This is a genomic window from Corynebacterium sp. LK26 (assembly GCF_014335085.1).
GTDB classification, from domain to species: domain Bacteria; phylum Actinomycetota; class Actinomycetes; order Mycobacteriales; family Mycobacteriaceae; genus Corynebacterium; species Corynebacterium jeikeium_D.
Genome location: NZ_PDHB01000017.1, coordinates 62,662 through 83,181, shown reverse-complemented (window position 1 = coordinate 83,181; position 20,520 = coordinate 62,662). Strand labels below are relative to the sequence as shown.

Sequence of the window (20,520 nt, the reverse complement as noted above, 5' to 3'; positions counted from 1 at the left end):
AACAACTGAGCCCAGCGACTTAAGCTGGCAAAGTCTGCATGTACCGATAAATCTCGACGCAGACCAAAATGGTGATCAGCGTGATAAGTACTGCTATGAGTTTCCTGCGATCCATAGCCACCGTTCTTACCGAAGCACCAGGCCAGACGCAAGCTTTACCCTCTGTGGTTAACTGTCAACTATGGAGCCGCTTGATTTATTAGTCCCCGAGAATTCCGCGCTGCAGCCGGTCGACCCCGCGCTGGCTAAGGTGAAGCGAGTCGCGCACGCCGCTCCCCTGCTAGTTATCACGATTGCATCCGTCGTCGCCGCTGTGATGTGGACTCCGTGGATGTGGTTGGGCGTCCTCGCCTGCGTGCTCTACTTCGCATATATCTACTGGCTCATCGGTCGACGAGTTCGTGCCCACCGATACCTCGAAGAGGACAACGACTTCATTGTTGCGTCCGGACGCTGGTGGCGCTCGGTCACTGTCGTCCCTTACGGACGAATCCAGTTCATCGACATCGATGAAGGACCTCTCCTTCGACTATTCGGACTGGCAACGCTGAAGCTCAACACAGCATCGGCGAGCTCGGATGCAGCCGTCCACGGTTTGCCACGTGAAGAAGCGCTCGCCCTGCGCGCTCGTCTATCTCAGCGCGCCCACGACCGGATGGCGGGTCTCTAAATGAGGCATAGAGTTCATCCCCTATCTCCGCTGCTCAAAAGCTTTGCCACAATCGCTGCGGTGACTGCATTCGCAGTCGCGAATCAGTGGCAGTTGGCCGTTGCGGTCGTGACTCAGCTCTACGACTGGGCATGGCTCGGTCTCCTTGTCGGTACCGGTGCGGTCGCCATAATTATTGGTCTGATTGCATTTTTCTCGTGGCTGTCCTGGCGGTATACGTTCTACGAGCTCACCGACGATGAGGTTCGCTACGGCTCCGGATGGCTACTGCGTTCTCGACGCGCGGCACGGCTCGACCGCGTGCAGGCGGTGGATATCAACCAACCATTGTTGGCGCGCATTTTCGGGCTCGCCGAAATTGTCATTGAAACAGCCGGCGGCTCCGATTCACACTTCACAATCAAATACCTCACTCCCCCGCAGTGCGAACAGTTCCGCGCCGACGTGCTGGGTGAGGTAGAAAAGCTGGACACCGAACTGGCGCATTCGCTTTACGACGGTGACAGCTCCACCGCGCCCCTCGACTCCGGCGCTCACATGTCCTCTCGCATGCCCGAAGCGAAGACCATCTTTGGCCCGGTCGATGTCGGACGGCTGATTGCATCCGTGGCCATTGGACCCGGTCTTTTCGTCGGCATAGCTCTCATCCTCCTCGCCGTTGTCTCTGCGCTGTTTACCGACCTCATCGTAGAAATCCTCAGCGGAGTAACCATCACTACTCTGATTGTGATTGGCAGTTTCGCTGTCGGCCTTTTCGGGGTACTAAATCAGTCGTGGGATTTCACGCTGAAGGTATCGTCGGAAAGCAGGCGTCTGGCGATTACCGCCGGACTGTTGTCGACGCGCGCTCAGACCATTCCCATTGATCGCATTCATGGGTTTAAAGTGGTGCAACCGCTCTGGTGGCGTCCGTGGAGATGGTCCCGTGCGGATGTCTCGGTGGCGGGCTATGGCCTGGACAGCACACAGTCGAACAACACACTGGTGCCAGTGGCACCGGCACCGGAGACGGACGCGATTGTCGATTACCTGATGACTGAGATTGCGGGACCGTCCTCCGCGGATGACCTGTTGGGCTCCTGGCAGACTCCACGCACGGCGTGGTGGCTCAGCCCAATTGACTGGAAATTCCAAAAGGTGCAGGCCACGCGGCGGGGGCTGTTAGTGACCAAGGGGCGGTTCTGGCATACGCGGTTCATAGTCCCTTGGCAGCGCATCCAGGGGCATACACTAACCATTTCTCCGCTGAAGAAAGCGGCGGGAGTGGCAAACGTGCGAATCGACATGGTGCCGGGAGCGGTCACTCCGGTGGCAACGGAGTTGAAGTTGGATGATGCGTACCAGCTCACCGCGCTGATTCAGGAACACAAGGCTGTTTAGAATGCTGTTTAATGAGGTCTCCCAGGACGGCCGTCTCGCGCGGTCTTGTGGGATCTCGCAGGAAAACTCTCTCTGCAGGCTAGTGGCATAGTCATTACGCTGGGATGCATGACTATCGCCAAGGAAGATTACGAGTGGTACCGCAGCGCGGTGTTCTATGAGGTGCTCGTCCGGGCCTTCTTCGACTCCGACAACAACGGCTCCGGCGACCTCAAAGGGCTGACGGAGAAGCTCGATTATCTGCAATGGCTGGGCGTTGACTGCCTCTGGCTGCCGCCTTTCTACGACTCCCCGCTGCGCGACGGCGGTTACGATATCCGCGACTTCCGCGCCGTGCTCGACGAGTTTGGCACGGTCGAGGATTTTAAGGTGCTTCTCGACGAGGCCCATGCGCGCGGTATCCGCGTTATTACTGACCTGGTGATGAACCACACCTCCGATACCCATGAGTGGTTTCAGCAGTCGCGCACTGATCCGGATGGCCCCTACGGCGACTTTTATGTCTGGACTGATGACCCGGACACTTACTCGGGCGCACGCATTATCTTTGTCGATACCGAGGATTCCAACTGGACCTATGACCCGGTGCGTGGCCAGTACTACTGGCACCGTTTCTTCTCCCACCAGCCGGATTTGAACTATGACAATCCGGCGGTGCAGGAAGCGATGCTCGATGTGCTGCGCTTCTGGTCCGATCTCGGCATCGATGGCTTCCGCCTCGACGCTGTTCCCTACCTCTTCGAACGCGAAGGTACTAACTGCGAGAATCTGCCCGAGACCCACGCTTTTCTGAAGCGCTGCCGCAAGGTCATGGATGAGGAATACCCGGGTCGCGTCCTGCTGGCGGAGGCCAACCAGTGGCCCTCCGATGTGGTGGAATACTTCGGCGACCCGGAGGTCGGTGGCGACGAATGCCACATGGCTTTCCACTTCCCACTCATGCCACGCATTTTCATGGCGGTGCGCAAGCAGTCCCGCTTCCCCATCTCGGAGATCCTGGAGTCCACGCCAGAGATTCCGTCTTCGGCTCAGTGGGGCATTTTCCTGCGCAACCACGATGAGCTGACGCTGGAAATGGTCACCGATGCCGAGCGCGACTACATGTACGCCGAGTATGCGCACGATCCGCGGATGAAGGCCAACATCGGCATTCGCCGTCGTCTAGCGCCACTGCTGCAAAATGACCGCACACAGCTCGAGCTTTTCAATGCCCTGCTACTCTCCCTGCCGGGTTCGCCGGTGCTCTACTACGGGGACGAAATTGGTATGGGCGACAACATTTGGCTCGGTGACCGCGATGGCGTGCGCACACCGATGCAGTGGTCACCCGACCGCAACGCCGGGTTCTCCAAGGCCGACCCTGGTCGGCTCTATCTGCCGACCATTCAGGATGCGACCTACGGTTACCAGGCGGTCAATGTCGAGAACCAAGCGAGCTACTCCAATTCGCTGTTGAATTGGGTGCGTCGACTGATTCAGGTCCGCAAGCGCTATGAGGCTTTTGGCCTCGGTGATTTCCGCGAGCTGAATAGCGATACCGCCTCTGTTCTGACCTATCTGCGCACATACGGCGACGAAGTGCTGCTGTGCGTCAACAACCTGTCCTCTTACCCCGCGGCCGTCTCGCTGGATCTGTCCGAGTTCGCCGGCGCCACCCCGGTAGAGCTCACGGGTTCGGTTCCCTTCCCCACAATTGGCACTGATCCCTACCAGATCACGCTTCCTGGTCACGGTTTCTACTGGTTCGAAATCCAGTTGCCGCCAGAGACAAACCTCGAATCGAGCGCCTCCATGTCGGCGCCGACAATCCCGGTTGCGCAGGCGATATCGGACGCGCCGGTGACGTCATCACGCGAGCACTCAGGCACCGCCGCCGATGCCGCAGCCGATGCCGTCACAAACGCCGATAATAAAGAGTGATCTTTTAAGTCCCGAAAGGCGAACGAACTGAAATGACTATTCCCACCGCCGATTTCATTGCCGAAGAGCTGGCAGACACACTGGTCAAGATGCGCTTTTTCGCTGACAAGGTCTCTGACATCGACCACGTCGAGATCCTCGCGCTTGACCCCGTACTGCGCGACAATCCCGACAGTCCCGATGTCGATATCGCATTGGTGAGGGTGCACACCGCGCATTCCGCACCGACCTATCAGCTGCCCATCGCTTGGGCGGAGGACGTCCCCGATGGCCACGAGCAGTCCCTGCTGGTTCGCGCGGAGGGCATCGTCGGCTACGACGCTCTGATTGATTCGGATGCCATCACAGCACTCGGCCAGAAGCTTTCCGACGAAGGCAAGCTCGGCCGCATGGAACTGCGACGTGTGCCGGGCTCTGAGCAGCTCCGACCGAAATCCGGCCGCCCCATGGGAGTCGAGCAGTCGAACACCTCGGTCATTTTCGACGACCGCGTGATGTGCAAGTTCTTCCGTCGCCTCTACCCCGGTACTAATGCCGATGTGGAGCTGCTGGCCGCACTGGCCCAGGCGGATTGCAAGTTCGTCCCTGAGCTCTACTCCTGGGTGGAGACCACCATTGGCGAAGACACCTACACCACCGCCATGCTGCAGGAATTCGCACCGAACTCGGTGGATGGCTGGGAGCTGGCTCTTGGCGCAGTCCGCGATGCCATCCGCGACAGTCAGACCCCGCTGGAAGATTTGGGCACCGACTTTACATCCGAAGCGCGTGCGCTCGGCGAAGCAGTGGCCTCGGTACACAGCAGCCTCGCTGCCGCTGTCGCGGTAAAGAAGCGTCTGACCGGTGCGGAGCTGGTAGCCCCACTGCGAGCTCGCCTGGACTTCGTCGCTGGTGTGGTGCCACAAATTGCTGAGGTCAAAGATAAAGCGCAGGCTATCTTCGATCGCGCGGAGGCTGCGGTTCCGGAAGGTGGTGCCGTCGTCCAGCGAATCCACGGTGATCTGCACTTGGGGCAGGTATTGCGCACGCCGAGCTCTTGGCGCTTGATTGACTTCGAAGGCGAGCCGTCGCGCCCGTGGGAGGAGCGCCGTCTGCCGGATCACCGCCTACGCGATATCGCCGGCATGATTCGCTCCTTCGATTACGCCGCTCATTACCCGCTGCTGACCGGACGTGAAGACACCGAGGCAGCTACCGAGCGTGTTGAGCAGTGGGCTCGCCGCAATATCGATGCGTTCTTGGAGGGCTATGGCGATGCCAGTGACCCGGCGCTACTGGAGGCCTTTGTACTGGATAAGGCCATCTACGAGTGCCTTTACGAAGCGCAGAACCGCCCCAACTGGCTGCCGCTGCCGCTTGGTGCTGTGCGCTCGCTGTTAGGATAGGGCTTTTGTCGCAGTAATTTCATCGCGGGAGTGATCCTCCCGCAAGATAGAGGTCTTTCGTGCGTCTGCTCAGCAGAATCCTGTCCACTACACGAGTGCTCTGGCCTTTCTATATCGGGGTCATCATCTGTTCGCTGGCCACCGCCGCCGCGTCGTTGATTAGCCCCTTCCTCATCCGCGATGCCACCGACGCCATCGTCGGCGCGGTGTCCAGCGATGAAGGCTTGAGCCAGGCGGCGATGTCCGATACCACTCGCACGGTAATCTGGCTGGTCATCGGGCTGCTAATCGCAGATCTGACGCAAACCATCGTGCATAACATCGGTGGTTACCTGGGCGATGTGATGACTGCGCGCATGCGCGAGATTCTGTCGACCCGCTACTATGCAAAGCTGCTGTCGCTGCCGCAACGCTATTTCGACAGTCAGGTCACCGGCACAATTATCGCCCGCCTGGAACGCTCGATTAGCAATATCACGCAGTTCCTCCAGGCGTTTTCCAACAACTTCTTCCCGATGCTGTTGACCGTCGGCGCGGTACTGGGCATCACTGCCTGGCACTACTGGCCCCTGGCGGTGCTATTGATTATCGTTTTCCCGGTCTACACCCTGCTGACCGCGCTGACCTCGAAGCGCTGGCAGAAGATTGAAGCGAAAAAGAACGAACAAATCGATATCGCCGGTGGCCGTTTTGCCGAGGTCATCGGCCAAGTCAAGGTTGTCCGCTCCTACACTGCGGAGCTGCGCGAAATCGCTTTCTTTGGTTCCCGCTTCCGCCGCACCATCTCCCTGACCCGCGATCAGTCAACGTGGTGGCACCGCATGGATGCCCTTCGCGGGGGTATTTTGAACATCATCTTCGCAGGCATTTACCTGCTGCTTTTCCTGCGTACGCTGTCGGGAGAATTCTCCATCGGCACCATGGTCATGCTCATTCAGCTGATTAACATGGCGCGCCAACCAGTGACCATGATGAGCTTCCTGGTCGACGCTGCCCAGCGCGCAGTCGCCGGTTCGCGCGATTACTTCAAGGTCATGGAGCTTACTCCAGAGACCCGCACGCAGCCGGAGCTGCTCAGTGCAGCGACCGCGAATAACGGCGACTTCGACTCCGCGTCCGTTGGTTCCACCGCAGACGCAGAGTCCGTCGACAGCGCCCACCGTTCCTCCCTGGAACGCGCAGCCGAACAGGAGGCAATTGGCGCTCCCATTGTCGACTTCGACGCAGTGGATTTTGCCTACGAAGAGGACAAGACGGTGCTCTCCAATGTCAGCTTCCAGGCGTACTCGGGCCAGAAAATCGCCCTGGTCGGCGAGTCGGGTGGCGGCAAGTCCACCATCGTCAACTTGCTGCTCGGCTTCTACGCCCCGACCGCAGGCCGCTTGAGCGTGCTGGGGTCGGATGTCTCCGAGGTTTCCGGTTCCACTCTGCGTGCTGGCTCTGCCGTCGTGTTCCAGGACTCGTCACTATTCTCCGGCACGATTCGGGAAAACATCGCCTACGGCAAACCCAACGCCACCGACGAAGAAATCATTGCCGCCGCGAAGAAGGCCAACGCCGACGACTTCATCCGCAGCTTCGCCGAAGGCTACGACACCACTATCGGCGAGCGAGGTCTGAAGCTCTCGGGTGGCCAGAAGCAGCGCATCGCCATCGCGCGCGCTATTTTGAAGGATGCTCCCCTGCTCATCCTGGACGAAGCCACTTCGGCGCTGGACACCAAGGCCGAACGCGAAGTTCAGCGAGGCTTGGACAAGCTGATGGAGGGACGCACAACGGTTATCATCGCCCACCGCCTGTCCACAATTTCCGATGTGGACACCATCGTGACGCTGCGTGACGGTCACGTCGACGAGGTGGGCGCACCCGCAGAATTGGCGCAGACTGACGGTATCTACGCCGAGTTGCTACGCCTGACGGCTTCGGCCTCGGCGGCGGATCGTCTGCGCCTGAAGAAGTACGGCATCAAGGGGTAACGCGCCGTCGTCAAGCATGCAGGAAACGCTTGACGACGGGCACCCCTGCGCCCTTTTACGGACGGGGAACGATGTAGCGGCCAGCGCCCGGAACAATTTCGACGGTGACCGGCATCGGGAACATGAGGTCGCCGTCAGCGTAGGCGTTCATCTGGCGTGGCGGGCCGATGTATTCCACGTAAGCCTTCTTGGCGCGGTAGGTGCTGACCTCCCCGATTTTTTCAACGGTGCCGTCGAACACGGACTTGAAGGCCAGGGCGGCCTTGATGCGCCCGGCTTTGCCGATGACAGTGATGTCCATCAGTCCGTCGGAGTGGTCTGCGGACGGGCAAATCTTCATCCCACCGCCGTAAGAACGGGTGTTGCCGAAGGCGGCCAGCGTGATTGGATCTTCGAGAACCCGATCGTCATCGAGCGTGATGCGGAATGGTAGCGAGTGAAAAGCCAAGAACTCGCGGACGATAGCCAGGTTGTAGCGGTTGCGGCCATGCGGCCAGGTCATCTGATTGACGCGGTCGGAGACAATCGAGTCGAAGCCGGCACACATGATAGTGCCGAACCAGCGCTGCTCCCCTGCCTCATTGATGATGCGGCCGAGGTCAGTGGTCGTCCAGAAGCCATCGGCGATAACGTGAGCGGCATCGCGAGCATTGCCACGCGGCAGATTGTATTCGCGACCGTGGTCGTTTCCGGTGCCGGCCGGGATAATACCGAGGGGGATGCCGGTCTGTGCCTGCTCCTGCAGTGCGAGGTTAATCATGCCGTCGCCACCACAGACTGCCAGGGCATCAATTCGGCCGTCGGCGATGACCTCACGAATGAGCTTGCGGGCGTCGTCGGGGTTAGCACCTTGGAGAGCGATGACATCGATGCCGCGATCCGCGAACACCCGGCTCGCCCGGGCGGACGCAATCTGCGAGGCGCCATGACCCGCGTGGGGGTTAGTGACCAGAGCAAGGGTACGAATCTCAGTTGTTCCCAGCGGGTAGTTGAGATCCTTGTCGTTAGCGTTCATCGAAGAAATACCTACTTTTACGTGGGCTTTTGACCGGTCAATACTGGCCTTTATGGGAGTGCGTTAATGCATCTAACTAAAGCTTACCAAGATTGATTGACATTTTTTGAGAAAACGTAACGTAATACCGCTATAATAAAAGATGTAAAGATGTGCTTCCGCGCAAGTTACATATAATTCCGCAGTTCAGACTCGCAGCACCGATGCCCAAGGAGAAGCTCAGGATGTCTAACAAGCTCACGATTCCGTACCGCATGCGCTGGTGGGGCTGGGGTGTTGACGGCAACGACAAGCCAATCACCACGGCCAGCGAGAAGCTACTGCAGCGCGAAATCGGTATGTCGTTGGACGCAAACAACCCGCCGCGCAACATCGCCGACGTCACCATCCCCAATAGTCGCCTCAGCGCCGAGGATATCGAAGCCCTGGGCGCTGTTGTCGGCGCGGATGCCGTCGCCACCGACCACGACACCCGCGTCAAGCACGCGGTCGGACGCTCCTACCCCGACCTGGTTCGCCTTCGCGCAGCCAAGCTCGATGTCGCCCCAGATGCTGTAGTGCTACCGAAAACTGAAAAGCACATCGAAGACCTGTTCAAGGTATGCGCTGAGCGCAAGATTGCAGTCGTCCCCTTCGGTGGTGGCACCTCGGTCGTCGGCGGCGTGGAGGCTGTTGACGGAGGCATGGGTAAGGCCATCGCAGTGTCCATGACCGCCTTTAACAAGATCATCGACATCGACAAAGTCGCTGGCACTGTCACCGCCCAGACCGGCGTTTTCGGCCCCGACCTAGAAAAGGAGCTGTCCAAGGCCGGCTTCACCGCTGGTCACTTCCCGCAGTCCTTCGAGTACTCCACTGTCGGCGGTTGGGTTTCCTGCCGCTCGGCAGGCCAAGAATCCTCTGGTTACGGTCGTATCGACCGCAACGTGATTGGCATGCGCGTCGTCACGCCAGCCGGCACCATGGAATTCCGCGACATGCCGTCGTCGGCATCCGGCCCGAACCCGCGTGAGCTTTTCCTGGGTTCGGAGGGCACCCTGGGCATCATCACGCATGTGACGATTGCCCTGAATCAGCGTCCACAAAAGGAGATGCTCTTCGACACCTACTTCTTCAACTCCTTTGAGGAAGCCGCCGAGGAGCTGCGCAAACTGGAGCAGAGCGGCAATATCCCGCACCTAGCACGCATCTCCGACGAGAAGGAGACGCTGTTCGGCCTCACTCAGCTGGGCTCCGCCAGCATGTCCGAGAAGGTCACAAAGTACCTGAAGCTGCGTGGCATCGACACCCCGTGCATGGTGATTTTTGGCTTTGCGCAGACGGATCCGGTCGGCGCCCGCGTCACCCGTGAGCGCCTGGCCGCTCGCCTGCTGGCCAAGAAGTGCGTCCGCATGGGCTCCATCCCGGGCATGGCTTGGGTTAACCACCGCTTCTCCTCGCCGTACCTGCGCGATGTCATGATGACTCGCCGCGTCGGCGTCGACACCCTGGAAACCGCCACCACCTGGGATAACGCCGCTACACTGCGCCGCGAAATCGCCTCCGCAATGGAAGCCGCTGGCGAGAAGCACGGCACCCCGGTGTACGTCTTCTGCCACATCTCGCACATGTACGAATCCGGCTGCTCGCTGTACTTCACGTACTTCTTCCGCGAGACCGAGGGCGAGATCCTCCAGCAGTGGATGGACATCAAGACCGCGGCGTCGGAGGCCATGATGAACTTTGGCGGCACCATCACGCACCACCATGGCATTGGCCAGGATCACAGCCCGCAGTACTACGAGGAGAACACCGAGTTGTTCGCCAAGGTCATGCGTGCAATTAAGGACGAACTCGACCCTGCTGGCATCCTCAACCCGGGCAAGTTGGCTACCGGTCCGCACTCCTTGGAAGAGCGTTACGACGGCAACATGATTTAACCCTGTTGCCGCCAGCCTCCGCTAGCGAGCTAGACTGACCAGTTCGCTGGCGTAGATTGCCGGTGACGTTGGGCCGTCATAAATAAACAGTGAAACGTAATCGTCAAGGGTAAAAGATTCAAGTGCTGCGGTCATTGTCGCTGTCGCTTCTTCCTGGGATTCCAAGCGAAGATGCCCGGATAGTGGGATGGTCGGCTCAATCGGTGCGATTTCGTCCGTGCGACCGCAAACAGCGTGGCGTTTTAAATACCTAAGCGTGCTTTTCTAGTTACGACCTGTCTGGGGTGGCACGGACTGGAGACAGCAGCAACACATTTGCAGCGATGGTGCAATAGCAGCGAAAGCTCGGTTCATGGACTCAGAGCGGTTGGACGCTGGGTGCATAGCCATCGAGGTGTCTCCTTCCTTGTAATCCCGGGAAATGATTCGCAACTAAGAAAGATCTCTTGAATCAATATCCGTGCCGGTCGTTGATAATGAACAACTTAGTCTATTTCTAAGCGCCTTGCAATGGGGTACGCCCGAAATAGTTCACACTCACTACGCACTCCACAACTTCATCACTTACGCCAGATAGTTTCATCACTATTACCGTCTTCGGGAAAGTCGAGGAAGAAAGACTATGACTGCCACGCACGCTCCTCAGCGCGATCGCTCAGCTGCGGTTTTGAACAAGGCTCGTCGGCAAGCGGACTTGAATCGTCTACGCGAAGAGACCGTTAAGGGCGACATCCCAGATCTGCTGGTCATCGGCGCCGGTATTACTGGTGTCGGCATCGCTTTAGATGCGGCGTCGAGGGGTTTGACGACCGTTCTCGTCGAATCGAAGGACCTAGCTTTCGGCACCTCTCGTTGGTCATCGAAGCTCGCCCACGGGGGCTTGCGCTACCTTGCCAGCGGCAATGTCGGTATCGCTCGCCGCTCAGCTATTGAACGTGGTGCGCTGCTCGACGTCACCGCTCCGCACCTAGTGCGTAACCTGCCGCAGGTTGTACCGGTGATGGATAACTTTGCACCGTTGACCAGGGTTTTGCCGCGTTTAGGCTTTTTGGCCGGTGACTTTCTGCGCATTATCGCTGGTACCTCCGCCACTACCCTGCCATTGTCCCGCACTGTCAGTTCCCGCCGAGTCAGCCAGCTTTCGCCGACCGTCCGTAAGCGCGACGTGAAATTCGGCTACGTCAACTACGACGGTCAGCTGCGTGACGACGCACGCTTGGTCACCGCTATCGCTCGAACCGCCGCTAGCTACGGTGCAACTATCTTGACCCGGGTCCGCTGCGAGACTGCCTCTGGAACGAGCGCCACACTAAGCGACGAGCTCACTGGCGATTCCTTCGAGCTGCCGGCTCACGCTGTGGTCAATGCCACTGGTGTGTGGGCCGCAAACCTAGCGACGAACATCAAGATTCGCCCATCTCGCGGCACGCATCTGGTTCTTGACGCCGCGAAGCTAGGCAACCCTACCGGCTCTCTGACGGTACCGGTTCCTGGTCACACCAACCGTTTCTGTTTTGTCCTTCCCGCAGAGCACAACCGCGTCTACATTGGCCTGACCGATGAGGATGCACCGGGCCCGATTCCGGACGAGCCGGAAGTGCCGGAGGATGACATCGTTTTTCTGCTCGATGTCATCAACCAGGCACTCGAGGTTCCGCTCACTCGTGACGATGTCATCGGTGCTTTCGCCGGCCTGCGTCCGCTCATCGACGCCGGCGAGGCACACACCGCTGACCTCTCCCGCGAGCACGCCTTGTTGGAGGCCCCGAACGGCCTGATTTCCATTACTGGGGGCAAGCTCACCGAGTACCGTCTAATGGCGGAGCAAACCGTGGACAAGGTTGCGGAAAAGCTCGGTGTTTCGCTTGCTCCGTGCTCCACCCGCACCATCCCTGTGCTGGGCTCCGAGCCAGAGGAGCTCGACCGCGCTCGCACCGCTGCCGCTGCCGGCCGTATCCCGATGCCGCTGTTTAACCGCTACGGTGCCGAATCCTTCGAGGTCATCGAATCCTGTCCGCTCGACCGACCGCTCGACCCGGTAGCGGAGGGTCTCGATGTCACCCGCGCCGAGTTCGCCTGGCATGTGACGCACGAGGGAGCTCTCAGCGTCGACGATATTCTCGATCGCCGCACACGGCTGGGGCTGGTCAAGGCTGATCGCGAAGCTGCCCTGCCAGCTGCTCAGGAGGCGCTGGGGCTGGCCTAGCGCTGGCCATTGCCGCGGCTGCTTCTGATGCGGCCGTAGCTACTGGTTAAAGCAGGGGTCTTCGGACTTCCCGCTTTTTCTGTATACACGGAAACTATGAGTGTAAATAACGCTGTCACTTTCCCCTCCCTCGATGAACTCCGCTCCCGCAGGACAGTCAAATGGACCGCATATTCACCGGACGTGCTGCCACTGTGGATCGCCGAATCCGATGCCACAACCTGCCCTGCCGTCAGTGCCGCAATCGACGAGGCGTGTCAGCGCGAACAATTCGGATACCTCTCGCAGGACATCACCGCGCTTACGACCGCAACCGCGGACTTTTCTGCACAACGCTACGGATGGCGCCCGAACCCCGACAATATCTTTGCCGTCGCTGACGTCGTCCGCGGTGTCACACTCGCGGTTGAACGCTTCACCCGCCCCGATTCCGCAATTGTCGTCCCCACTCCCGCCTACATGCCGTTTTTCCAGGTAGGTCCCGCGCTGGGACGCGAGACAGTGTGCATTCCCACGCTTGCCGACGGCCCGGATCTCGGCGCCCTCGAACGCGCCTTCGCCGACGGTGCCGGTTGCCTGATCTTGTGTAACCCGAATAATCCTCTCGGCTTTACCTACTCCCCCGAAAAACTGCGTGAGATTACCGATTTAGCCGCTCGCTTTGGTGCGCGCGTTATCTCAGACGAGATTCACGGCCCAGTTGTTCTAGATGGCACTCACACTCCAACCGCGTCGGTGTCGGATACCGCGGCGGCCGTGACTATCACGGTGACTGCTACCTCGAAGGGCTGGAATACCGCCGGCCTCAAGTGTGCGCAAATCATCTTTAACGACGAAGATGCCAAAACCTGGCTGGAGCTGCCCTTCATTGTTCGCGAAGGCGCTTCTATTCTTGGTGTCGTCGCGGCCACCGCCGCCTACCGCGATGGCGTGCCCTGGCTGGACAATTTTGTCGATGTCCTGCGCACCAACCGTGAGACTCTGCGAACACGTTTGTCCACTTTTGCGCCACAGGCTCGCTTTACCCCACCGCAAGCATCATTTTTGGCGTGGTTGGACTTGGGTGACGTGCCTGGTGTTGACAGTGAGGACCCAGCTGCGTGGCTGGTTGAAAACGCCAAAATAGCACTCAACCCCGGCTTCGCATTCGGCGAAGGCGGGGTTGGGCATGTGCGGCTTAACTTTGCGACCTCCCCGGAAATCCTCGGTGAGGCCCTGGACCGTCTTGACGCGGCCCTGCGCTTGTAGTTGACGTTTTAGTTGGTGACAGTGACGCTGCCGTCGGCGTTGACAACAACGTTGGCGGCCAGAGCGCGAGCCAGGTTCATGCGAACGTGCTGGCCCTCACCGTCAGTGCGATCGAGCGGGTAGCCGGATGGGATTGCGGTCTGAGCGAGGACGGAGCTGCGCTGTTCCTCAGTCAGCTGCGGGAAGCGGGTCTCCAGCAAACCTGCGTAACGCTTCGGAACAACAACTGGCTCGTTAGCCGGGCCAACCTGCTTGAAGTCGTAGGTCATGCGTTCGGTGTACTGCTGAACGGCAGCTGCGGTGCTCATGTACGGAGTGTCCTTGGCAACGCAGTTGGCGATGGTGTCGCCACAGCGGTACTCGAGCTCCGTACGCAGCTCATCCATGGCTTCTTCGATGAGTGGGCGGAACTCTGGGTCTGCCCAACGATCAGCTGCGGCCTGGTTGCCCATCATGCGGCCGCCCATAACGTCCAGCGGGTAGTGGACGCCCATGACAAGGCGAGAATGACCAGCCTCGGACGCACGCGCCTGAATCTGCGGTGCAACCTCCGGCAGCATCATAGCCAGCATGGTTGAAGTCCATGCAGCCTTGTTGGTGTGGCCCGACGGGTAGGACGGGGTGGTCGAGTACGGGTCGTCCTGACCTTCGCGGTAGTAGCGCTCGATGCGCTCCGGCGCCACCACAAACGGGCGATCGTAGCCGTAGACGTACTTCTCGAAGAAGGTCGAGCTGACCAGACCGCCGCCGCGAGCAAGGTTGCCGGACAGCAGGGCCTTTACCTTCGGCAGGCGATCCTCGTCGTAGGCATCACGGAAGTGCTGGCCCAGGTTTGCACCGAAAGCAGTGGAAATATTGGCCAGTGGGTCCAGGTAGTCGTCATCAAGAGCGAGTTCCTGTGCCTGCGGTTCATTCTTGGCAGCGTTGTTAATGCGGACGACCGTTTCGAGGTTCTGGTCCATAACCTCTGGGTGGTTCTTCTCCAGCTCCACGAAAGGATGCACAACGTAGAAGTAGAACCAGTTATCGGTGGCGGCATCCGACGGGTACGCGCGTGCAATCTGGTCCGGGCGATACGAGGTTGGCTTCGGCGCATTCGGGTCGGTGTTTTCACCGGAAGATGACGGCAGCGAGATGGAATCCGGGACCTCGAAGCCACCGCCGGGGAGCTTGATTCCCTCTGGAGCGGCCACATTAGCTGGAAGATCAGAAACAGAGTCCAGGCGGTTGCCGAGCTCGGCCAACGGGTTGACCGGAGCTGCCACGGCCGTTGCCGGTGTAAGCCCCATTACAACTGCCATTGCTGCGGTAGCAGCGCCGACGCGAGTACGTGTTGCAGTGCGCTTGTGCGGCTTCAAAGAAGACACTGAAGCATTCCTTTCCAGATTGCTGCGTGGGAGGCACCAGTTGTGAAGTGCTCTATAAGCCAAGGTCTGACAAAATCTTCACTTATGTTAAGCGCACTGTGAGGTTTCGGCGCGTTGAAAAGAAACAAGTTTTCAAAATGCTAGGGCCAATCGTGGGAACTTTCCCCCTCAGACTCCGGATTTTCACTGATAAATGCATAAAAGAAACCGGTTGGCGGGATAAAAGCCCGTCAACCGGTAAGAATTCAATACTCGCCCCAAACGGGGCTAAAAGCGTGGACTACTTGGAGTAGTCGTAGAAGCCACGGCCGGACTTGCGGCCGAAGTGACCCGCCTCAACCATGCGCTTGAGCAGCGGAGGTGCCGCGTAAGTCGGCTCCTTGTACTCATCGAACATGGCATCGGCAATGAACTTGATGGTGTCCAGACCAACCATGTCGGCCAGAGTCAGCGGACCCATCGGGTGCGCACAGCCATTGACCATTCCGGCATCGATGTCTTCTGCGGTAGCAATGCCGTCCTGCAGCATGCGGATAGCGCCGAGGATGTACGGAACCAGCAGGGCGTTAACAATGAAGCCCGAGCGATCCTTAGCGCGAATGACGGTCTTGCCCAGCGCCTCGGAAGCGTACTCGTACGCACGCTCCGACTGAACATCACCGGTCGTCAGAGTAACGACATGCTCTACCAGAGGCAGAACGGGCACCGGGTTGAAGAAGTGCAGACCCATGACGCGCTCCGGACGCTTGGTGGCTGCGGCAATGGACTGAATCGGCAGCGAGGAGGTGTTGGAAGCCAGGATGGCATCGTCCGACTCAACAATCTCATCGAGCTGCGAGAAGACGCTGGCCTTTACTTCCGGGTTCTCCACGATGGCCTCGATGACCAGCTCACGGTCAGCGAAGTCCTCCAGCTTGGTGGTGAAGCTAATACGTCCCAGAATCTCATCACGTGCAGACTGCTCTAGCTTGCCACGGGAAACGGCCTTATCCAGTGACTTTTCAATACGGGCGCGACCGGACTCAAGGAACTCCTCCTTGGCCTCCCAGACCTTGACATCGCTACCGGCCTTCGCACAGACCTCAATAATTCCGGAGCCCATCTGACCGGCGCCGACGATACCTACTCGCGAGATACTATTTGCCATTGGCGTGTTTTCCTACCTTCTACTCTGGGTTATTAGCCAGCATTGTGCTTCATCCGAGTGCGCATTCGCTTGACGACGATCACAGCGCACTGGCTTTATTTACACGCTACTCACTTCCCCGGTTCCCCGGGCACGCTTTGCAGGACTTTTTACTTGAATTTCCCCCCCACGAGCTTTGGGCAGCGGCTAGTACTGCATACGTTTTTCCAGCGCCTGCTGAATATCTTCCAGCTGCTGCTGAGAAGAGCGTGCCAACTCTTGCAGGTCGTTTCCGCCATGCTTTTCCAGCTCTTCCCACTGTCCGAGCATCTTATCCAGGCTGCCTTCCATCAACGTCAGATAAGCCATATCTGCGTGTGGCCCCTCCTCGTTCTCGAGGCGAGTCATGGTGGCGGTGTCGAGCTTGGTCTCCGACGGATCAACATCGACGCCGAGAGTCTTGACTAGCTGCGCTTCCTCTTCAGCAAAGATTGGCTCCGCCTGCTGCGCAATCTTTCGAGTCTCTTCCGAGACCGATTCCTTTGCAATTAGTGTCTGCGATGCTTTCTTCAGCGCCGCAGTATCTGCCGCCAGCTGAGCCAAGTTATCCCGAATGGCGGCAGTGGAGGCAACAGCACTCTGCTCCTGGCTTGACTGATTTTGGCTACCCTCCAGGGCTGCCTCATCGCTATCCCCACAAGCACTGAGACCAACGACGAGAGCAGAGGCCAGCACAGCGGAGCCAATACGCAGGCCACGCCCAATCAGAGAATAGGTGTCACTGCTGGAAGCGGCTGCGCTATCGCGAATGGTGTCTGAGGACATTAGTCGACCTGCAGCTCGCCCATGCGATCCCAGTCCTGCTTATCTGGCAGTACCTGCGAGACAATCTTCGGGGTCTCAGCGAGCAGCGGCTTCATCGCCTCCAGGCCCTTGGCGAAGTGCTCGGAATTGACGTGGGCTTCACCAGCGTCATCATCGAATGCCTCGACGAGGATGTACTGGTTGGGGTCTTCTACGCTGCGGGACCATTCAAACCACTTGTTGCCAGCCTCTGCGCGGGTGGCAGCGGTGAACTCAGCGACGTGGTCCATCCATTCGTCGGCAAATTCCGGCTTAACTTGGTAATTCACAACGATAAAAATCATGTCGCCCACTGTAGGCGCGTCCAAGCAGAATTGCACCCTTCGACGAATAGAGTTTCGCTGAGAATTTTTCTTACGCTGACCTCAGGTGACAGTTATATTGGTTTGTATGATGAACACTCCGCTCATTCTCACCTACCAAGATAAGACCCCACGCATTCATTCCAGCGCCTGGATTGCGCCCGGCGCGGTCATTATCGGTGATGTCGAAATCGGTGCGGATAGCTCCGTGTTCTACGGTTCTGTTCTCCGAGGAGACGTCGCACCGATCCGCATCGGCCAGCGCACCAATATTCAGGACAACTCCACAGTCCATGTCGACCGAGGTGTGCCCACAATTCTCGGCGATGATGTCACCGTCGGACACATGGCCTTGGTCCACGGCACCACGGTTGAAAATGGTTGCCTCATCGGCATGAAGTCCACCCTGCTTTCGCGTTCCCGTATCGGCGCTGGCAGCCTCATTGCTGCAGGTGCCGTGGTGTTGGAAGATCAGATTATCGACCCCAGGTCGCTGGCTGCAGGCGTTCCCGCCAAGGTGCGTCGTGAACTCTCCGCCGAGGAAGCAGAGGGCTTCATCGCCCATGCAGGGCGTTATGTGGAAACAGCGTCCAACCACCGCCACCTCCGCGAGGTCGACCTGGATATGGTGATTTTTAACTAGGCGGCTGCCGAGGCGCCTAGCTAAGCGGCTAGGCGGATTGTTTGACGGTCAGCGTCGCAGCACTACACCACTGTCGCGCCCGCCGCGGCCAATTCCGCTAGTGCAGCCTTGCCGCGCTCCGGGTCCACCGCCGCGACCTGATTGCTCAGAACACGAACGGAAAAGCCCTCCTTGAGGCCATCGAGCACTGTGGCGCGGACGCAGTGGTCAGTCGCAACTCCCACCACATCGATTTCTTCGATGTCAGAGGCGCGGAGAGCGTCGGCAAGCGAAACGCCAGCCTCCGTTGTTCCCTCGAAACCGGAGTAGGCGGCGGCGTACTCCCCTTTTGTGACATCGATACGCACAGCAGCGGGGTTGAGCTGCTCAAAAAACGCGATGGCGCGCTGCATGCCGGGGTGAATCTCTGCGCCAGGGGTACCTGCAACACAGTGTTTCGGCCAGGTATCGACGAAATCCGGGGTTTCAGAGAAGTGCGTGCCTGGGTCGATGTGATTGTCACGGGTGGTCGCAAGAACCGAGTACTTGTTAGCTGTGCCCGCAACATGCAGATATGTAGCGGTGTACGCTGCCTCAGCACCGTCGACGGCAAGTGCGCCACCCGCGGAAAAATCATTCTGAGCGTCGACGACTACCAGTGCCATGCGGGGACGCGCCGGGCGCTGCTGTTCCTCGGAGTGGGCGTCATTGCTGGTGTCTGCCTCGGTGCCAGCGTTGTCCGAGTTGTCCGCATTGACCTGTCGGTAGATTTCGGAGAAGGAAGCGTTCATGGCCTATATCTTGCCACGTGCCCACGTTCAGAGGAGCACGTGAACTATCGACCGGACATCGACGCCCTACCGACAACACAGAGTCAATCCGGGAAAGCGGTTAAAATTGCTCCGGTAAGTCTTTGGTACGACGACGGCTCCTGGTCGCGTCCTCCAATACGGGAGGTTTTTATGGCAGGCGGACTTGTCGCGCTGCTTGACGACGTTGCCACGATTGCACGTGCTGCAGCGGCAACAACAGACGATATTGCGGCTGCGGCCGGCAAAGCTAGCGCTAAAGCCGCCGGTGTTGTGGTTGACGACGCTGCGGTGACACCTAAATTCGTCGAGGGTGTCTCGCCGAAACGCGAGCTGCCGATTATTTGGCGTATCGCCAAGGGCTCCTTGGTCAATAAAATTGTCATTATTCTGCCGATTGCATTGCTGCTAAGTCAGTTTCTGCCCTGGGCGCTGACGCCGATTTTGATGCTCGGTGGCTCCTACCTGTGCTTTGAGGGCATGGAAAAGGTCTGGGAGAAGATTAAGCACCGAATCTCTCCCGATCAGACTGAGCAGGAGCGGATAGAGGCGGCGACCAACCGCACACCACAGAATGAAGATTCGCTGGTGAAGTCTGCAATTTTCACAGACTTGATTCTCTCTGCGGAAATCATGGTGATTTCTCTCAATGAGGTCGCTGATCAGCCGCTGCTCAATCGCGCGCTGATTCTTATTGTGGTCGCACTCATCATCACGCTTGCGGTCTACGGCGTGGTGGGCCTCTTGGTCAAGATTGATGACATTGGCCTGCACCTGCAGTCCAAGAAGTCAGCCGGTATCAGCAAGTTTGGTACGGCACTGGTCAAAGCCATGCCAATCGTTCTGAACACGATCGGCATTATCGGCACGTTTGCCATGTTGTGGGTCGGTGGCCACATCATGGTGGTCGGCCTCGACGAGCTGGGCTGGCATCTCCCCTACCAGCTGGTCCACAACCTTGAGCAGCTGTTTACCGGCGGCTTCCTCGGCTGGTTGGCCAATACCACCGGCTCACTGATTTTCGGCACCATCTGGGGTGCAATCATTGTGGCGATTGTCGCCGTGCTGCCATTCGGCCACGGCAAGCACAACAAGTCTGATGCTTAGGAGTACGTGACCTCGCCGTCGACGTAGACCCAACGTCGCGCACGCCGAACAAAACGGGAACGCTCGTGCATCGTACCGACACCGTCATGGTCATGAAAAGCCGCTTCAAATTCCACGATGCCTTCGCGGTCATCCTCGCCGCCATCGACAGCGTTGATGATGGTGAGTCCTTCCCATTCCACACCGTCATCGACATTGATAACTTCCGGGCGGTAGCGCGGATGCCACGTCCGCCAGATGTAATCCGCCTCGTGGGCAGCGTAAGCGCTGTACCTCGCTGCCATCAGCTCAGCTGCGGTCACCGCCTCCCGCTCACCGCGGTGCAGCGGGCCACAGCACTGCCCGTAGAGTCCCCCACCACACGGGCACAAATCGGAATCAGTAACGCGGGCGCGGGCGAAAAATGCGTTCCCGCTTCCTGCTCTAGCACCGTTTCCTGCTACCAATCCAGACTCCGTTACAGCACTGTTTTCTCTTACCTGCCGACCCATAATCGCCAGCCCCTCCCCAATCTTGCACGTGGTACTAAACACGTCCTAACAACGTCTTTACATACCTACCAATTGGCCCGCAGCACCGCTAGTCGGCTTAGCCCCGAGAGGCT

General features: G+C 58.8%; 17 protein-coding genes. 10 read left to right on the top strand and 7 right to left on the bottom strand.

Going from position 1 to position 20,520, the window contains the following annotated elements:
* Positions 1-181: 181 nt before the first annotated feature.
* The 5 genes from CRD13_RS09525 (at position 182) to CRD13_RS09505 (ending at position 7,331) form a co-directional block, all read left to right on the top strand.
* A complete protein-coding gene (locus CRD13_RS09525; protein ID WP_049170706.1) occupies positions 182-670 on the top strand; it encodes a PH domain-containing protein in 489 nt (162 codons plus the stop codon).
* A 60-nt stretch (positions 671-730) separates the two neighbouring features.
* A complete protein-coding gene (locus CRD13_RS09520) occupies positions 731-2,050 on the top strand; it encodes a PH domain-containing protein (RefSeq protein ID WP_070600904.1) in 1,320 nt (439 codons plus the stop codon).
* A 108-nt stretch (positions 2,051-2,158) separates the two neighbouring features.
* Entirely contained in the window at positions 2,159-3,970 is a 1,812-nt protein-coding gene (gene treS, locus CRD13_RS09515) for a maltose alpha-D-glucosyltransferase (protein WP_049170701.1), read from the top strand.
* 32 nt (positions 3,971-4,002) lie between these two features.
* Positions 4,003-5,355, top strand: coding sequence for a hypothetical protein (locus CRD13_RS09510; RefSeq protein WP_049170698.1), 1,353 nt, complete (start codon positions 4,003-4,005; stop codon positions 5,353-5,355).
* A 59-nt stretch (positions 5,356-5,414) separates the two neighbouring features.
* Positions 5,415-7,331 (top strand): ABC transporter ATP-binding protein, encoded by a 1,917-nt coding sequence (locus CRD13_RS09505; RefSeq protein ID WP_070600905.1) that lies wholly within the window; start codon positions 5,415-5,417, stop codon positions 7,329-7,331.
* Positions 7,332-7,386: 55 nt separating this feature from the next.
* Here the strand turns inward: CRD13_RS09505 and CRD13_RS09500 are convergent, their stop codons facing one another.
* A complete protein-coding gene (locus tag CRD13_RS09500) occupies positions 7,387-8,346 on the bottom strand; it encodes a diacylglycerol kinase (RefSeq protein ID WP_049192863.1) in 960 nt (319 codons plus the stop codon).
* Between the two features lie 224 nt (positions 8,347-8,570).
* Here CRD13_RS09500 and CRD13_RS09495 point away from each other — a divergent pair, with 224 nt between their 5' ends.
* The 3 genes from CRD13_RS09495 (at position 8,571) to CRD13_RS09485 (ending at position 13,719) form a co-directional block, all read left to right on the top strand.
* Complete coding sequence (locus CRD13_RS09495; RefSeq protein ID WP_049192862.1) at positions 8,571-10,265, top strand: FAD-binding oxidoreductase; 1,695 nt, start codon at positions 8,571-8,573, stop codon at positions 10,263-10,265.
* A gap of 622 nt (positions 10,266-10,887) precedes the next feature.
* Entirely contained in the window at positions 10,888-12,471 is a 1,584-nt protein-coding gene (locus CRD13_RS09490; protein WP_049189384.1) for a glycerol-3-phosphate dehydrogenase/oxidase, read from the top strand.
* Positions 12,472-12,567: 96 nt separating this feature from the next.
* On the top strand, positions 12,568-13,719 hold the full coding sequence (locus CRD13_RS09485; RefSeq protein ID WP_049189383.1) for a MalY/PatB family protein: 1,152 nt from the start codon (positions 12,568-12,570) through the stop codon (positions 13,717-13,719).
* Between the two features lie 8 nt (positions 13,720-13,727).
* On the opposite strand, the gene CRD13_RS09480 is transcribed toward CRD13_RS09485, so the two are convergent.
* The 4 genes from CRD13_RS09480 to CRD13_RS09465 all read right to left on the bottom strand — a co-directional run bounded on the left by CRD13_RS09480 (position 13,728) and on the right by CRD13_RS09465 (position 17,360).
* The gene (locus CRD13_RS09480) at positions 13,728-15,086 is read right to left on the bottom strand and encodes a phosphatase PAP2 family protein (protein WP_070595537.1); all 1,359 of its coding nucleotides are present in this window, start codon (positions 15,084-15,086) and stop codon (positions 13,728-13,730) included.
* Between the two features lie 280 nt (positions 15,087-15,366).
* Positions 15,367-16,233: a 3-hydroxybutyryl-CoA dehydrogenase gene (locus tag CRD13_RS09475; protein ID WP_005510660.1), complete on the bottom strand. Its 867-nt coding sequence runs from the start codon at positions 16,231-16,233 to the stop codon at positions 15,367-15,369.
* Between the two features lie 186 nt (positions 16,234-16,419).
* Positions 16,420-17,037, bottom strand: a complete 618-nt coding sequence (locus CRD13_RS09470; RefSeq protein ID WP_048732750.1) for a hypothetical protein — start codon at positions 17,035-17,037, stop codon at positions 16,420-16,422.
* Positions 17,037-17,360, bottom strand: coding sequence for a putative quinol monooxygenase (locus CRD13_RS09465; RefSeq protein ID WP_038629105.1), 324 nt, complete (start codon positions 17,358-17,360; stop codon positions 17,037-17,039). Before CRD13_RS09465 ends, CRD13_RS09470 begins: the two co-directional genes overlap by 1 nt.
* A gap of 106 nt (positions 17,361-17,466) precedes the next feature.
* Here CRD13_RS09465 and CRD13_RS09460 point away from each other — a divergent pair, with 106 nt between their 5' ends.
* Positions 17,467-18,021 (top strand): gamma carbonic anhydrase family protein, encoded by a 555-nt coding sequence (locus CRD13_RS09460; RefSeq protein ID WP_187401554.1) that lies wholly within the window; start codon positions 17,467-17,469, stop codon positions 18,019-18,021.
* A gap of 62 nt (positions 18,022-18,083) precedes the next feature.
* Here the strand turns inward: CRD13_RS09460 and CRD13_RS09455 are convergent, their stop codons facing one another.
* Entirely contained in the window at positions 18,084-18,791 is a 708-nt protein-coding gene (locus CRD13_RS09455; RefSeq protein WP_016423140.1) for an isochorismatase family protein, read from the bottom strand.
* Between the two features lie 171 nt (positions 18,792-18,962).
* On the opposite strand from CRD13_RS09455, the gene CRD13_RS09450 reads away from it, so the two are divergent.
* Positions 18,963-19,916, top strand: coding sequence for a DUF808 domain-containing protein (locus CRD13_RS09450; protein WP_069359251.1), 954 nt, complete (start codon positions 18,963-18,965; stop codon positions 19,914-19,916).
* Here the strand turns inward: CRD13_RS09450 and CRD13_RS09445 are convergent.
* The gene (locus CRD13_RS09445) at positions 19,913-20,362 is read right to left on the bottom strand and encodes a YchJ family protein (RefSeq protein WP_088611608.1); all 450 of its coding nucleotides are present in this window, start codon (positions 20,360-20,362) and stop codon (positions 19,913-19,915) included. The two genes, CRD13_RS09450 and CRD13_RS09445, sit on opposite strands and share 4 nt — an antisense overlap.
* Positions 20,363-20,520 lie beyond the last annotated feature (158 nt).